Raw genomic sequence first — 14019 nt, forward strand, 5'->3', positions numbered from 1 at the left:
CCCTCGGGTCGAGAAGCATCAGAAGGAAACACCATGCGTCGTGTCGTCGTCACCGGCTTGGGCATCGTATCCTCCATCGGCCATGGCGCCGAAGAGGTCACCCAGTCGCTGCGCGAAGCCCGTTCGGGCGTCGTTCATGCAGCCGATCACGCCAAATACGGCTTCCGCAGCCAGGTCTGGGCGCCGCCCAAGATCGGCCCGTGGGAGGAACTGGTCGACCGTCGCGCCGCCCGCTTCCTGGCCAACGGCACGGCCTGGGCCCACATCGCCTTTGAAGAGGCGCTGAAGTCGTCGGGTCTGTCGGCGGATGAGATCAAGGACGACCGCATCGGCCTGATCGTCGGCGAGGGCGGCCCCTCGACCCAGGTCATCCTCCAGGCGGCCCAGACGACCATCGAAAAGGGCGCGCCCAAGCGCATCGGCCCGTTCGCGGTGCCGAAAGCCATGGCCTCGGGCCCGTCGGCGGTCCTGTCGACCTGGTTCCAGATGCGCGGCATCAACTATTCGATCAGCTCGGCCTGCGCGACCAGCGCCCACTGCATCGGCGCCGGGGTCGAACAGATCCAGTGGGGCAAGCAGGACGTGGTCTTCGCCGGCGGCTGCGAGGACATCGACTGGTCCATGTCCAACATGTTCGACGCCATGGGCGCCATGTCGTCGAACTTCAACGAGACGCCCTCGGTCGCCTCGCGCGCCTATGACGTCAACCGCGACGGCTTCGTCATCGCGGGCGGCGCGGGCATCGTGGTGCTGGAAGAATACGAGAGGGCCAAGGCGCGCGGCGCGACCATCTATGCCGAAGTCACCGGCTACGGCGCCAACGCCGACGGCTATGACATGGTCGCCCCCTCGGGCGAGGGCGCGCAGCGCTGCATGAAGATCGCGCTGGAGCAGGCCGGCAATCCGAAAATCGACTACCTGAACCCGCACGGCACCTCGACGCCGGTGGGCGATTCCAAGGAGATGGAGGCCGTGCGCGCCGTCTTCGGCGACAATCTGCCGATGATCTCCTCGACCAAGTCGCTGACGGGCCACTCGCTGGGCGCAGCGGGCGCGCAGGAAGCCATCTACTGCCTGCTGATGATGCAGAACGGCTTTGCGTCGGAAAGCGCCCACATCGAAACCCTCGATCCGGCGTTCGAGGGCATGCCCATCCTGCGCAAGCGTCACGACGGCGAACTGACCCACGTCATGTCGAACAGCTTCGGCTTCGGCGGCACCAACGGCACGCTGATCCTGTCGAAGGTCTGAGACCCGCCGTTCCGGCCCCGTCATCCTCGCCCCTGTGGCGAGGATGACGAAGTTTTTGCGCGACGCACACGCCACAGCAACGCCTGCGCCCGATCATTCCCAGATTGCCTGTTTACACGACCGTTTCTCGCCCTTAGAGAGCGTCGCCGTGTCCATGCTCATGACCAAAACCATTACCTCGAAAACCACCTGCCTCGGCGGGGCGGTTTCGGGTGTGCGCAAGGTCTAAGCGACAACCTCGATCCCAAGCCCCGCCGACGCGCGGGGCGGTCCAGCCGGATCGTACGCCCCGCGCCTCCCACCTTCCCAGGAGACGCCCTACATGACCTTTTCCCCGTCCAATCCGCCCCACGTGGGCATCGTTGGCGCCACCGGCCTTGTCGGCGAGATGATGCGCGGCCTGCTGGCCGAGCGGAATTTCCCGCTGGCCTCGCTGCGCCTGTTCGCGTCGGCCCGGTCGGCGGGCAAGACCATCCGCTTCGGCGACGCCGAGGTGGTGGTCGAGGATGCGGCGACCGCAGACTATGCCGGCCTCGACATCGTCTTCTTCTCGGCGGGCGGCGAAACCTCGCGCGCCCTGGCTCCCAAGGTCGCCGCCGCCGGCGCCGTGGTGATCGACAACTCGTCCGCCTACCGCAGCGACCCGGACGTTCCGCTGGTCGTCGCCGAGGTGAACCCGCACGCCCTGGCCGACCGCCCCAAGGGCATCATCGCCAACCCCAACTGCACCACCATGGCCGCCATGCCGGTGCTGAAGCCCCTGCATGAGGCGGCGGGCCTGAAGCGTCTGACCGTCTCGACCTATCAGGCCGTGTCGGGCGGCGGGGTCGAGGGCATCCGTGTTCTGGAGACCCAGAGCCGCGCGACCGTGGATCAGGGCGCGGCCCTGGCCCGCGACGGCGGCGCGGTCGATTTCGGCGCGCCTGAGAAGTGGGTCGTGCCGATCGCCAACAATGTGGTGGCCCTGAACTACAGCCTGTCGGAAGACGGCTATACCGACGAGGAACTGAAGCTGCGCGACGAAAGCCGCAAGATCCTGGAGATCCCCGGCCTGCCGGTGTCCGGCACATGCGTGCGCGTTCCGGTCTATTCGGGTCACTCCCTGTCGATCAATGCTGAGTTCGATCGCCCGATCTCGGTCGAGGCGGCGCTGGAACTGTTGGGTCAGGCGCCGGGCGTAGTGGTGACGGCGGTGCCGAACCCGCTGGACGCCACCGGCAAGGACCCGGTCTTCGTCGGCCGCGTGCGCCCCGATCCGACGGTCGAGCACGGCCTGGCCCTGTTCGTGTCCAACGACAATCTGAGGAAGGGCGCGGCTCTGAACGCGGTTCAGATCGCCGAGGTCCTGATCCAGCAGAACGGCTGATCCAGGTCGAACAGGCGGGGTTCAGTCGTAGCGCACGCCGCTGAGATAGAGCCCCGCCGAGGGGGCGACGGGGCCGCACCGCGCGCGGTCCTTCGCTTCCAGCGCCGCCTTGAAATCATGGGCGCTCCAGCGGCCCAGGCCCACCTCGACCAGCGTCCCGGCCATCGAGCGGACCTGACGGTGCAGGAAACTGCGGGCCTGGAACACCAGATGCACCTCTTCGTCGAAGCGGCTGACACGGGCCACGTCCAGCGTCCTGACCGGCGACCTGGACTGGCAGCCCACGTCGCGGAAGGTGGTGAAGTCGTGGTGGCCCACCAGCACCTGGGCCGCATGATGCATGGCCTCGGCGTCCAGCGTCTTCTTGACGTGCCAGACGCGGTCACGCTCCAGCACCGGCTGGGGGCGGCGGTTCAGGATGCGGTACAGATAGCCCCGGCCCGTCGCCGAAAACCGGGCGTGCCACTCAGGATCGGGCGCATAGTCCGCCGCCAGAACGCAGACGTCCTGGCGCACCAGATGGGCGTTGATGGCGTTCAGCACCGTGGCGACCGGCCAGTCGCGGTCCAGATCGGCATGGATGACCTGGGCCGTGGCGTGGACCCCGGCGTCGGTTCGTCCCGCCGCTGCGATGCGGATGCGTTCGCCCGAAAAGGCCGCGATGGCGTCCTCGACCGCGCCCTGCACCGTCGGCTGGCCGTCCTGGGCCTGAAAACCATTGTAGGCCGTGCCGTCGTATTCCAGGGTCAGCTTGTAGCGCGGCATCAGCCGAGCACCGTCCCCGCAGGCAGGGGAAAGCCGCGCAGCATCTCATCCGCGCTTTGCGCCGCCTTGCCCTCGCGCTGAACGCGGATCAGACGCACCGCGCCGCTACCACAGGCCACGGTCAGGGCGTCGTCCAGCACCGCGCCCGGCGCCCCCGACCCATCCGCCAGCGTCGACAACAGGGCCTTGATGCGCACGGGGCCAGCCTCTGACGGGGCCTCGAACCAGGCGCCGGGGAAGGGCGACAGGCCGCGGATATGAGCGTCCACCTCGGCCGCCGGACGGGTCCAGTCGATGCGGGCCTCCGCCGGGGTGATCTTGCGCGCATAGGTGGCCTCGCCCGCCTGTTCGCTGGGCGTGACGCCGCCGCGCTCGATGGCGGCCAGGGCGCGGGGCCACAGGGCGGCGCCGACATGGGCCATGCGTTCGGACAGGCTGGCGGCCGTGTCGTCAGGGCGGATGTCCATCAGTTCGCTGAGCAGGATGGGGCCTTCGTCCAGCCCCTCGCCCATCTGCATGATCTGGACGCCGGTCTGGGCGTCACCGGCCATGATGGCGCGCTGGATGGGGGCGGCGCCCCGCCAGCGGGGCAGAAGCGAGCCATGCAGGTTCAGGCAGCCCAGACGCGGCGCCTCCAGCACGGCGGGCTTCAGGATCTGGCCATAGGCGACGACGCAGGCCGCATCCAGGTCCAGGCTCTGGAAGGTGTCGATGGCGTCCTGGGCCTTCATGCTCTCGGGCGTGAAGACCGGCAGGCCCATGGTTTCGGCAAAGGCGTGGACCGGCGACGGCGTCAGCTTCTGACCCCGGCCCTTGGGGCGCGGCGGCTGCGAATAGACGGCGACGATCTCGTGACCCGAAGCAATAAGCTCGGCCAGAGACGGCACGGCGAAATCGGGAGTTCCCATGAAGGCAAGGCGCATGGGCACGCCTTTAGAGCATGATCGTTTCGGACGGAACCGTTACGCGGTTCAGGCCGGAGCGTGAATCATGCTCTCTCTTAAATTTGGTTTGCGGCGCTTACTGCCAGCGGGTGAAGACGCCGCCGCCCTCATCCCATTCGCCGCCCGCGTCCAGCGCGTCGTCGAAATCCAACAGCCGATCTAGCAGCAGGCCCGCGACCACGCCCAGCAGCGCGATCCCGGCGACGGTGGCCACACCCGCCACGCCGATCTTCTGGCTGCGCGTCAGGCGCCGACGGCCGTTGGTGTCAATGACGACGGAGGCGTTGCGGCGGGGCGTGCGGCGGCTCATGCGGCGATCCTGTCTCGGGCGGCCTTCTTGACCTTGGTCACGGCGCGCTCGCGCTTGAGCCGCGACAGATGGTCGATGAAGAGCACGCCGTTAAGGTGATCCATCTCGTGCTGGATGCAGACGGCGTAAAGACCTTCGGCCTCTTCCTCCACCTGTTCGCCAGCACGGTTCAGATAGCGAATACGGACGCGGGCGGGACGTTCCACCTTGTCGAAATATTCCGGGATCGACAGGCAGCCCTCTTCGTAGGTGTAGAGCTCGTCCGACGACCAGAGGATTTCAGGATTGGCGAAGAAACGCGGGTTCTTGCGCGCCTCGGCGTTCTCGGCGGCCTCTTCCTCGGTCTCGCAGACCACGCCGTCCTTGTCGCCCAGGTCCATGACGATGACCCGGTCCAGCGCGCCCACCTGAACGGCGGCCAGGCCGATGCCCGGCGCGTCGTACATGGTGTCCAGCATGTCGTCCATCAGGGTGCGGACGGCGTCGTCCACAGCCGCGACGGGCTTGGAGACCTGCTTCAGGATCGCCAGATCGGCGGCGTTATCAATGGTGAGGATGCGACGAATAGCCATGAGCGGGAGGTAAGCCCGCCCCATGAGAAGGTCAAGATTTCCGACCTGCACGGTCAGGTTTGTCGCGCCCCTATGGCCTGATCGCCGCAGTCGGCGCAGCCCTCACTCCTTGCCGGGCAGGGCGCGGGGTTTGCGGTTTTCGTCGATGGCGACATAGGTGAAGACGCCTTGCGTCACCCGCACAGAGGCGACCTGCGGCTGACCGCGCGCCCTCTTCCAGGCCTCGACGCTGACGCGGATCGAGGTGCGACCTGCATGGATGACCTCGGCGTAGATGCTGACCTCGTCGCCGACCGAGACCGGTTGGTGGAAGACCATGCCGTCCAGCGCCACCGTGGCGCAACGTCCGCGCGCCAGCTCGAACGCCGGGGTCGCTCCCGCCAGGTCCATCTGGGCCAGCAGCCAGCCGCCGAAGATGTCACCCTCGGGGTTGGTGTCCGCCGGCATGGCGACGATGCGGCCGACGGGCTGGGTTTCGGGCGGATAGGCGGGCGTGTCGGACATGGGAGAAAGCTCTGGCGTTCGGGGAGGCGCTGTTCCTACGCCTCGGAAACGGGCTTGTCGCGTCTGGCGCGAGGTTTCCGGGGGACGGACAGGCTCAACTGCGAGCTTCGGATGGCCCTGGCGTCCTGAAGGGCGCGCCACGCCCCGCCAAGCTCCATCGCCATCAACAGGTGTTCCTGGGTCAAGACGCCCCGGCGGGCGCGGCGCAACTCGGCGACGTCGTTCAGCAGGCGCGAGGCCTCGCGCACGTCCGCCCGATCCGACCGAGCCCCGAGGTCTTGAAGCCGCGCAAACCGCCAACCCTGTTCGGGCGGATGCTCCAGCGCCAGGGCGAACCGCGCCTCGGGTGCCAGATGCGCGCCGAGGAACCGCCACTCCGTCTCGTTCGGCGCGCGGCGGTAGTGGCCCGGCTGGTCCGGCAGGCCGTTTGAAGCATAGACCTCAAGCGCTGCGGCTTCGATCTCATCCAGAGCCAGGGCCAGACCATCGGGCTCCGTCGCCTCGACGGCTTCGGGGCGGGTGAAGGGATCGTGATCCGCTTCCTGATCCTTGGCGCGCCTGCCGCCCGTCAGGCCGGAAAACAGGTCGCGCCAGGCCATGGGATCAGTTGTTGTTCAGGGTGCTGGTGACCGAGATGTCATAGACGACCCGGGTCATGCTCTGAACGACTTCGAAGAATTTCCGCATCTCGGCGGCGCCCGCCAGGGGCACATAGACCACGTCCTCCGGCATCACCTGCATATTGGTGGCGGCGAAGACATTGGCGGCGTCGGCGAAGTTCAACTCATAGACCACCGGCACGCCTCGCGGCGTCGCGGGTTGATTGATCCCCAGTGCCTGAGCGACTTCCGGCCGCTCGAAGCGAAAGACCATGACCCGCCGCGCGTTGGCGGCGTTGGTGTTCAGACCGCCGACCTTGGACATGGCCCCGGTCAGGGTCATGGGACCGGCGGGCATGTCCACCTGGGCCACGGCGTTCAGGGCGCCGAAGGTGGAGAAACGGCGCGGCTTGTACTGGACATTGATCACGTCGCCGCGCTGCAGGCGGACGTTTTCACCGAACTCGGTCGTCACGGCCGACAGGGGGGCGGTATAGGTCTGACCTGCGCGCTGGATCGAGATGGTCAGGTCGTCGGTGGAACGCGCCGAACCGCCTGCGGCGGCGATGACGTCCAGAATCCGGTCGCGGTTGACGCCGACCGGCACGCGGCCCGGCTGGCGAACGTCGCCCAGCACATTGACGCTGTTGGAGACATTGCCCGCAATAGCGACCATGACCTGCGGATTGGCGACCTTGCCGACCAGCGCGCGGCGGATCGCGGCGGCGGCCTGGGTCGAGGTCAGACCCTGGACATGAATCTGCCCGGCGAAGGGAATGGAGATCGAACCACTGCGATCCACGACCGCGCCCGGCAGGGCCTGGCTTCCACCCTCGATGCTGGCTGAGCGGCTATTGCTGCTCCCGCCGCCGCCGAACAAGGAACCCGACGGGTCGTAGATCGACACGGCCAGGGTGTCGCCCTCGCCGATGATGTCGACGGGCTGTTCGCTGGAGGCCGTCGCCAGGGTGCCGAAGAACTGCGGCGGGACATGTTTGATCCGCTCGGTCACTTCATAGGTCAGGGGCACCAGGGCGTAGCTGCCCAGGGCCTGAGCCGTCGTGGCGCCGGAATCGATGGAGGCGCCGGAAGGCCCGTCGCGCGGAAGCGTCGAGCAGCCGCCCAGAATGGCGACGATGGCAAGCGGCAGAATGGTGCGCGTCATGAAGCTGAAAAGCCCTCGTTCGCGGATTGATTACAAGTCTTTGCCCGTGCTCGCCAGAGGCGAAACGGGTTCCAGACCGATAGCCTCGGCCACGATCTGGAAATGTGCCGGCCAGGTCGGGGCCGAATATCTGGACGGGGAAGGCGGCGGGACGGAGGCGGCCTGTTGGATCGCGTTCAGCCAGCCCAGTCCATCCAGCGGATCAATCATCAGTGCGTGGGGCGTCAGTTCACGATGCGGCGGAATGTCCGAGGCGATCAGCGGCAGGCCCATGGCGCAGGCCTCGACGGCAGGCAGATCGAACCCCTCGACCGACGAGGGCGCCAGAACCGCCTGCGCCCCGCGCATCAGCCGCGCCAGAACCACGTCCGACAGATTGGCGGCCTGATGCACGACCCCGCGCAGATTGGGCGAACGCTGCAGATGATCCAGAACCGCCTCATTCTCCCAGCCGTAACGCCCGACCAGGACCAGCGACGGCGTCTGGCCGCCCATCCGCTCCTCAAGTCTGCGCCACAGGGTCAGCAGCAGAGCCAGGTTCTTGCGCGCCTCGATGGTGCCGACATGGACGAAATAGGGTCGAGACGCCTGTATGGCCTCGCCCGCGACAAAGACGGGCTCCAGGCCCAGGTGCGCGACGTGAATCGGCGGCTGGGGCAAACCCTCTCGCGACGCAAAGGCCCGCAGTTCATCACCGGTGTATGCCGAGTTGACGATCACACGGCTGGCGTAGCGTAGCGTGTTGGTGACCCGGGCATAGTGTTTGTCGCCATCGCCCGGGCGGCAGAACTCGGGGTGGGTGATCGGAATCAGGTCGTGGATCAGGATCACCCGCTCGACGCCGGCGGCCTCCAACTCCTGCAATGCGGTCGATTCATGCAGGGTGGTGTGGCCGACGCTCAGATACAGGTCGGCATCCGGCAGACGCTGCGCGTGGTTGGAGCGGAAGAACTGTTTCAGCACCCGGGTCTTGTCGGCGGGCTTTTCAGGCGCGGGCGCAGGCGGTTCGCCGATGACCGAGGCGGCGGGGCGGGCCAACGCCGTCAAGGCCTGCAGCAAACGGGCTTCGTGCGCCAGGTCAGCGGGAGTGCTGACCGCGCCGTTCCAGCGCGCCCGCAGATCGACGACGAAACGCCGGAACCAGTCGCCGTCGACGGTGACCAGCCGGTTCTTGCGCCCCCGCACGGGAATGGTCGTCACGTCAGGACGCGACAACAACCATTCGGCATAGGCCAGACAGACCCGGTCCACCCCGGTGGGGGCGGAGCGGTCGGCCCGGCTCATCAACCGGCTGGCGTCGTAGAGGATTCTCATGGTCACGCGGTCAGGCGACGTAGCCCGCCTGCATCAGTTCGGCGATGTGGACGATGGCGACGGGGCGCCCCTCCTCCACCACGAACAGGTTGGAGATCTTGTTGGCCGTCAGCAGATCGACCACGTCGCTCATCCGCGCATTGGTGTCCACCGTGATCGGATTGGCGCCCATGATGTCGGCCGCGGTCAGGCCGTTGATGTCGCGCTGGAAGGCGCGGCGCAGGTCGCCGTCGGTGACGATGCCGACCAGCGAACCGGCGTCATCCAGAACCGCGACGGCGCCCTTGCGCCCCTCGGTGACGGCGGAGACGACTTCGCTGAAACTGGCGCTCAGGGGCACGCTGGCGGGGGCGGCGGCGTTGTCGCCCATCCACTCGCGCACGCTCTGCAGGCTCATGCCCAGGGCGCCGCCCGGATGATGCAGACCGAAGTCCATGGCCGTGAACTCTCGCCGATCCATCAGCACCATGGCCAGGGCGTCGCCCAGCGCCAGGGTCATCAGGGTCGAGGTCGTCGGCGCCAGTCCGTTGGGGCAGGCTTCCGCCACCTTGGGCATGGTCAGGCAGACGGCGGCGTTGCGGCCCAGGAAGCTGGTCGGACGCTGGGTGATGGCGATGACGGGGATGTTGTTGCGCTGGCAATAGATCAGCGGATCACGCAGTTCGCGGCTCTCGCCGGAGTTGGAGATGGCCAGAAGCGTCACGTCAGGGCGCAGCATCCCCAGGTCGCCGTGGCTCATTTCCGCCGGATGGACGAAGAAGGAATTGGTGCCCGTCGAGGCCAGGGTCGCGGCGATCTTGCCGCCGATATGGCCCGACTTGCCCATGCCGGTGACGACCACATAGCCGGGGCGGCTCATGATCACATCGACGGCGCGGGCGATGGAGACGTCGATGGAGCGCTCCAGCGCCTCCAGCGCCTCCATGTTCAGCTTGACGACCTCGCGCGCCCGTTCGGTCATGACGGCGATGGCGTCCGGCGACGAATGTTCGATCTCGGTCATCTGGCGACAGGCCCGTAGTCGGGCTCTCCTTTGTTCGAGGCTGCGGCCATTGCCCCACCCGCGCGTGGCGCGCAACTCGTCCTTTTCAGACGCCTTTGTCGCTTTCTGGTCAACCTTTGCCGGTCTGGCGCGTTGCAACACCGGGGAACAAAAGAAAGAGCCGAAGCCTCATGCCGTCTCGCGCCGGAACCGTCGACCTCATCCTGCCTGCACCGCCTGTACGGGGAGACCACATGGCCCTGTTCCTGGACATGGACGGCGTTCTGGCCCCCCTGGCCCCGACGCCGGGAGAGGTCGGGCCGGTCGCCCGCCGCACCGCCGCGTTGAAGGCGCTCGACCTTCGTCTAGGGGGCCGCGTCGCCATCATCAGCGGCCGCACCATCGCCGAGATCGACCGGATTTCCGACCATGCCCTGACCGCCGCCTCCGGCGTGCACGGGCTGGAGCGGCGGCGTCATGACGGCGAGACGGAGCGAAAACCGGCCGACGACGGCGTCGCCTACGCGCTTGAGGCCTTTGAGGCCTTCGCTGCGCACCGTCCGGGCATGATCGTCGAGGACAAGGGGGTTTCCGCCGGGCTCCACTATCGCGGCGCCCCCGATCAGGCGCGCGCCGCCGAGGCGCTGGCCGACCGCCTGCAGATCGAAACCGGTCTGACGCTGCAGCCCGGCCATATGGTGCTGGAGCTGAAGACGCCCGGCGCGACCAAGGGCACGGCCTTGACCGCCTTCATGCGCGAGGCGCCGTTCAAAGACGCCCTGCCCGTCATGGTCGGGGACGACGTGACCGATGAAGACGGGTTCGAGGCCGCCAAGGCCCTGGGCGGCTACGGCGTTCTGGTCGGCCCCGTCCGCCCGACCGCCGCCCGTTACGGGCTGGACGACGTCGACGCCGTCCTGACCTGGCTGGAAGCAATCGCCGAGGCCCAGACGTGAGCCTGAATGCGAGCATGAAACCCAATCTGGATCTCTGGCCCATCGGCAACTGCGCCATCAGCGCCCTGATCGACCGGCAAGGCCGCTTCGTCTGGGCCTGCGCCCCGCGCGTGGACGGCGATCCGGTCTTCTCCGCCCTGATGAACGGCGACACGCCCGATCACGGCTTCTGGGCCGTCGAACTGGAGGATCAGGTCAGCGTCGACCAGGCCTATGTGCGCAACACCCCTGTGCTGCGCACCGTGCTGACCGCCAGAGACGGCGCGGCGGTCGAGATCATCGACTTCGCCCCCCGCCACGCCAAACACGCCCGCACCTATCGCCCGCTGGCTTTCGGGCGGATTGTCCGACCGCTGAACGGCACGCCGCGCGTCAGGATGAGGCTGCGCCCATCGACGGACTGGGGCGCCAAAGCCGCGCCCCACACCTCGGGCTCGAACCACATCCGCTTCATCTGCCCGGACATCGTCTTCCGCCTGACCACCGACTGTCCGGTCTCGCACATTCTCAATGAACGGACGATCCGGCTGGAGCGGCCCTATTACTTCTTCCTCGGCCCGGACGAGGGCTATGACCAGGACATCAGCACGGGCGTTCAGGCCGCGCTGGATCGCACAGTGGACTATTGGCAGAGCTGGGTTCAGACCCTGTATCTGCCGCTGGACTGGCAGGACGCGGTCATCCGCGCCGCCATCACCCTGAAGCTCTGCGCCTATGAGGAGACAGGGGCCATCGTCGCGGCCATGACCACCTCGGTGCCCGAGTTCCCCGAGAGCGGGCGCAACTGGGACTACCGCTACTGCTGGATCCGGGACGCCTACTACACGGTGCGGGCGCTGAACCGGCTGGGCGCGGTGGACATTCTTGAGAACTATCTCGGCTATCTGAGGAACCTGGTCGATGACGCGGCGGGCGGCCACGTCCAGCCGGTCTATGGCGTGGGCCTGGAGCCCGGCATCGGTGAAAGCATCATCGAGAGCGTCGCGGGCTATCGCGGCATGAAGCCGGTGCGGATCGGCAACCAGGCGCACGAGCATCTGCAACACGACGTGTACGGACAGATCGTCCTGCCTCTGGTTCAGGCCTTTTATGACCAGCGGCTGCTGCGGCCCGGCACGGTGGAGGATTTCCATGCGCTGGAGAAGGTCGGCGAGCGCGCCTTCGCCATGCATGACCAGACCGACGCCGGATTGTGGGAGTTCCGCACGATCGCGCGGGTCCACACCTATTCCTCGGTCATGTGCTGGGCGGCCTGCGACCGTCTGGCCAAGGCGGCGGACCATCTGGGCCTGCAGCCGCGCGGCGAGATCTGGCGCGAGCGAGCGGCCATCATCCGCCAACGGATCGAGGCCGAGGCCTTCCTGCCCGACGAGGGGCGATTCGCCGCCAGCTTCGGCAATCGCGAACTGGACGCCTCCCTGCTGCAGATGACCGACCTGGGCTTCCTGGAGGCGCACGATCCGCGTCAGGTGGCCACCTTCGACGCCATCGAACGCGATCTGAAGAAGGGCGCCTTCCTGTTCCGCTATGTCGAGCCGGACGATTTCGGCGAACCGGAGACGGCCTTCAACTTCTGCACCTTCTGGTTCATCGAGGCCCTGCTGCAGAACGGGCGCGCCGCCGAGGCCCGCACCATCTTCGAGGAGATGCTGAGCCGCCGCACGGCGGCGGGCCTGCTCAGCGAGGACATCTCCATCGAGGACGGGGAACTGTGGGGCAATTATCCGCAGACCTATTCCCTGGTCGGCATCATCAATTGCGCCGTGTTGTTGAGTCGATCCTGGACCGACGTGCGTTAAGACCTGAACCGCCTTTTTCCGTCCCTGGGCTGGGGACGCCGCCAGCAGTGAGTAGATGAGCCGCCTGATCGTTGTTTCGAATCGCGTATCCGCACCCAGGGATCCCGCCGCCGGGTCCGCCGGGGGCCTGGCCATGGCCCTGTCTGCGGCCCTTCGGAAATACGACGGCCTGTGGTTCGGCTGGTCCGGCGAAACCGTCGAACAATGGACCGGCGAGGTGAAGATCGAGGATCGGGCCGGGGTCACGGTGGCCCTGGTCGATCTGGAGCCGCACGACGTCGACGAATATTACAACGGCTACGCCAACAAGACCCTGTGGCCCCTGTTCCACCACCGCACCGATCTGGCCCAGTACGAACGGTCGTACGGCGAGGGCTATGAGCGGGTGAACCGACGCTTCGCCGAGGTTCTGGCGCCCCTGATCCAGCCCGACGACATGATCTGGATCCATGACTATCACATGATCCCGATGGCGCGGGACCTGCGCCGTCTGGGCGTGCGCAACCGGATCGGCTTCTTCCTGCACACCCCCTGGCCGACGCGCCAGCTTCTGGTCACCCTGCCCCACCACCGGCGTCTGGTGGAATCCATGTTCGACTTCGACCTGATCGGCTTCCACACCCAGGAATGGAGCGACCTGTTCACCGACTATGTGGTCAGCGAGGCGCGGGGCGAACTGTTCGGCGACGGCGGGCTGGAGTGTTTCGGACGCCGGGTCCAGACGGGCGTCTTCCCCATCGGCATCGACGTCGAGGGCTTCCTTGCGGCGCGCAACTCGACGCTGGGCGCGCGGACCTATGACCGGATGGCCGCCTCCGCCGCCTTCCGCAAGATGATCGTCGGCGTGGACCGGCTGGACTACTCCAAGGGGCTGGAGGAGCGGCTGCTGGGCTATGAGCAGTTCCTGCAGGACAATCCGTCGATGCGGGGCGAGGTCTTCCTGCTGCAGGTGACGCCGATCTCACGCGACGACGTGGATTCCTATCAGGACATCCGGGCGCGGCTGGACGCCCTGGCAGGGCGGATCAACGGCGCCTTTGGCGACATGGACTGGCAGCCCATCCGCTATCTGAACCGCACCTATCGCCGGGACCAGCTGGCGGGCATCTATCGGGCGGCGCGGGTGGGTCTGGTCACGCCCCTGCGCGACGGCATGAACCTAGTGGCCAAGGAATATGTCTGCGCCCAGAATCCGGAAGATCCCGGCGTGCTGATCCTGTCGCGGTTCGCGGGCGCGGCCGAGCAGATGGGCGAGGCCCTGCTGGTCAATCCCTACAGCCGCGAGGAGCTGTCCGACGCCATCCACAAGGCCCTGACCATGCCGCTGGACGAGCGCATCCGCAAATGGGAGGCGTTGATGCAGGTGGTGCGCGACACCGACGTCGGCATCTGGCGCGACGCCTTCGTCAAGGCCCTGCTGCCCGCCGACGGCGAGCCTGAAAACAGCCAGTGGCCGGGGGCGGCCTAGCCCCCCTTTCGCCACACTCGGGCC

At 67.3% G+C, this 14019-nt stretch carries 14 protein-coding genes; 5 read left to right on the top strand and 9 right to left on the bottom strand.

What is annotated here, in order from left to right; translation table 11 throughout:
- Nucleotides 1–33: 33 nt before the first annotated feature.
- Both fabB and JKF87_RS06015 read left to right on the top strand, forming a co-directional pair.
- On the top strand, nt 34–1251 hold the full coding sequence (fabB, locus tag JKF87_RS06010; protein WP_201098322.1) for a beta-ketoacyl-ACP synthase I: 1218 nt from the start codon (nt 34–36) through the stop codon (nt 1249–1251).
- 322 nt (nt 1252–1573) lie between these two features.
- Nucleotides 1574–2617, top strand: a complete 1044-nt coding sequence (locus JKF87_RS06015; RefSeq protein WP_201098324.1) for an aspartate-semialdehyde dehydrogenase — start codon at nt 1574–1576, stop codon at nt 2615–2617.
- A 21-nt stretch (nt 2618–2638) separates the two neighbouring features.
- Here JKF87_RS06015 and truA read toward each other — a convergent pair whose 3' ends face one another.
- From truA to JKF87_RS06060, 9 genes are all read right to left on the bottom strand, one after another.
- Entirely contained in the window at nt 2639–3382 is a 744-nt protein-coding gene (gene truA / locus JKF87_RS06020) for a tRNA pseudouridine(38-40) synthase TruA (protein WP_201098326.1), read from the bottom strand.
- The gene (fmt, locus tag JKF87_RS06025) at nt 3382–4305 is read right to left on the bottom strand and encodes a methionyl-tRNA formyltransferase (protein WP_201098328.1); all 924 of its coding nucleotides are present in this window, start codon (nt 4303–4305) and stop codon (nt 3382–3384) included. The genes truA and fmt overlap by 1 nt, the downstream gene beginning before the upstream one ends.
- A gap of 97 nt (nt 4306–4402) precedes the next feature.
- Nucleotides 4403–4636: a hypothetical protein gene (locus JKF87_RS06030; protein ID WP_201098330.1), complete on the bottom strand. Its 234-nt coding sequence runs from the start codon at nt 4634–4636 to the stop codon at nt 4403–4405.
- Entirely contained in the window at nt 4633–5208 is a 576-nt protein-coding gene (def, locus tag JKF87_RS06035; RefSeq protein ID WP_201098332.1) for a peptide deformylase, read from the bottom strand. The genes JKF87_RS06030 and def overlap by 4 nt, the downstream gene beginning before the upstream one ends.
- A 102-nt stretch (nt 5209–5310) precedes the next feature.
- Nucleotides 5311–5712: an acyl-CoA thioesterase gene (locus JKF87_RS06040; protein WP_201098334.1), complete on the bottom strand. Its 402-nt coding sequence runs from the start codon at nt 5710–5712 to the stop codon at nt 5311–5313.
- A 35-nt stretch (nt 5713–5747) separates the two neighbouring features.
- Complete coding sequence (locus JKF87_RS06045) at nt 5748–6311, bottom strand: hypothetical protein (protein WP_201098336.1); 564 nt, start codon at nt 6309–6311, stop codon at nt 5748–5750.
- 4 nt (nt 6312–6315) lie between these two features.
- Nucleotides 6316–7476, bottom strand: a complete 1161-nt coding sequence (locus tag JKF87_RS06050) for a polysaccharide biosynthesis/export family protein (protein ID WP_201098338.1) — start codon at nt 7474–7476, stop codon at nt 6316–6318.
- Between the two features lie 30 nt (nt 7477–7506).
- Nucleotides 7507–8790: a glycosyltransferase family 4 protein gene (locus JKF87_RS06055; RefSeq protein ID WP_201098340.1), complete on the bottom strand. Its 1284-nt coding sequence runs from the start codon at nt 8788–8790 to the stop codon at nt 7507–7509.
- A gap of 10 nt (nt 8791–8800) precedes the next feature.
- A complete protein-coding gene (locus tag JKF87_RS06060; protein WP_201098342.1) occupies nt 8801–9793 on the bottom strand; it encodes a KpsF/GutQ family sugar-phosphate isomerase in 993 nt (330 codons plus the stop codon).
- A 170-nt stretch (nt 9794–9963) separates the two neighbouring features.
- Between JKF87_RS06060 and otsB the strand changes: the two genes are divergently transcribed.
- From otsB to JKF87_RS06075, 3 genes are read left to right on the top strand one after another with little or no spacing between them, the layout of a single operon-like run.
- Entirely contained in the window at nt 9964–10728 is a 765-nt protein-coding gene (gene otsB, locus JKF87_RS06065; protein WP_370874311.1) for a trehalose-phosphatase, read from the top strand.
- A 14-nt stretch (nt 10729–10742) separates the two neighbouring features.
- Nucleotides 10743–12527, top strand: a complete 1785-nt coding sequence (locus tag JKF87_RS06070) for a glycoside hydrolase family 15 protein (protein ID WP_201098344.1) — start codon at nt 10743–10745, stop codon at nt 12525–12527.
- Nucleotides 12528–12582: 55 nt separating this feature from the next.
- On the top strand, nt 12583–13995 hold the full coding sequence (locus JKF87_RS06075; RefSeq protein ID WP_201098346.1) for an alpha,alpha-trehalose-phosphate synthase (UDP-forming): 1413 nt from the start codon (nt 12583–12585) through the stop codon (nt 13993–13995).
- Nucleotides 13996–14019: the final 24 nt, after the last annotated feature.

This window comes from Brevundimonas nasdae (assembly GCF_016654005.1).
Taxonomy (GTDB): domain Bacteria; phylum Pseudomonadota; class Alphaproteobacteria; order Caulobacterales; family Caulobacteraceae; genus Brevundimonas; species Brevundimonas nasdae.

Excerpts from the sequence above, each read along its gene's own strand:
- fabB (WP_201098322.1), top strand. The coding sequence starts at position 34 with ATGCGTCGTGTCGTCGTCACCGGCTTGGGCATCGTATCCTCCATCGGC.
- JKF87_RS06015 (WP_201098324.1), top strand. The coding sequence starts at position 1,574 with ATGACCTTTTCCCCGTCCAATCCGCCCCACGTGGGCATCGTTGGCGCC.
- truA (WP_201098326.1), bottom strand. The coding sequence starts at position 3,382 with ATGCCGCGCTACAAGCTGACCCTGGAATACGACGGCACGGCCTACAAT.
- fmt (WP_201098328.1), bottom strand. The coding sequence starts at position 4,305 with ATGCGCCTTGCCTTCATGGGAACTCCCGATTTCGCCGTGCCGTCTCTG.
- JKF87_RS06030 (WP_201098330.1), bottom strand. The coding sequence starts at position 4,636 with ATGAGCCGCCGCACGCCCCGCCGCAACGCCTCCGTCGTCATTGACACC.
- def (WP_201098332.1), bottom strand. The coding sequence starts at position 5,208 with ATGGCTATTCGTCGCATCCTCACCATTGATAACGCCGCCGATCTGGCG.
- JKF87_RS06040 (WP_201098334.1), bottom strand. The coding sequence starts at position 5,712 with ATGTCCGACACGCCCGCCTATCCGCCCGAAACCCAGCCCGTCGGCCGC.
- JKF87_RS06045 (WP_201098336.1), bottom strand. The coding sequence starts at position 6,311 with ATGGCCTGGCGCGACCTGTTTTCCGGCCTGACGGGCGGCAGGCGCGCC.
- JKF87_RS06050 (WP_201098338.1), bottom strand. The coding sequence starts at position 7,476 with ATGACGCGCACCATTCTGCCGCTTGCCATCGTCGCCATTCTGGGCGGC.
- JKF87_RS06055 (WP_201098340.1), bottom strand. The coding sequence starts at position 8,790 with ATGAGAATCCTCTACGACGCCAGCCGGTTGATGAGCCGGGCCGACCGC.
- JKF87_RS06060 (WP_201098342.1), bottom strand. The coding sequence starts at position 9,793 with ATGACCGAGATCGAACATTCGTCGCCGGACGCCATCGCCGTCATGACC.
- otsB (WP_370874311.1), top strand. The coding sequence starts at position 9,964 with ATGCCGTCTCGCGCCGGAACCGTCGACCTCATCCTGCCTGCACCGCCT.
- JKF87_RS06070 (WP_201098344.1), top strand. The coding sequence starts at position 10,743 with ATGAAACCCAATCTGGATCTCTGGCCCATCGGCAACTGCGCCATCAGC.
- JKF87_RS06075 (WP_201098346.1), top strand. The coding sequence starts at position 12,583 with ATGAGCCGCCTGATCGTTGTTTCGAATCGCGTATCCGCACCCAGGGAT.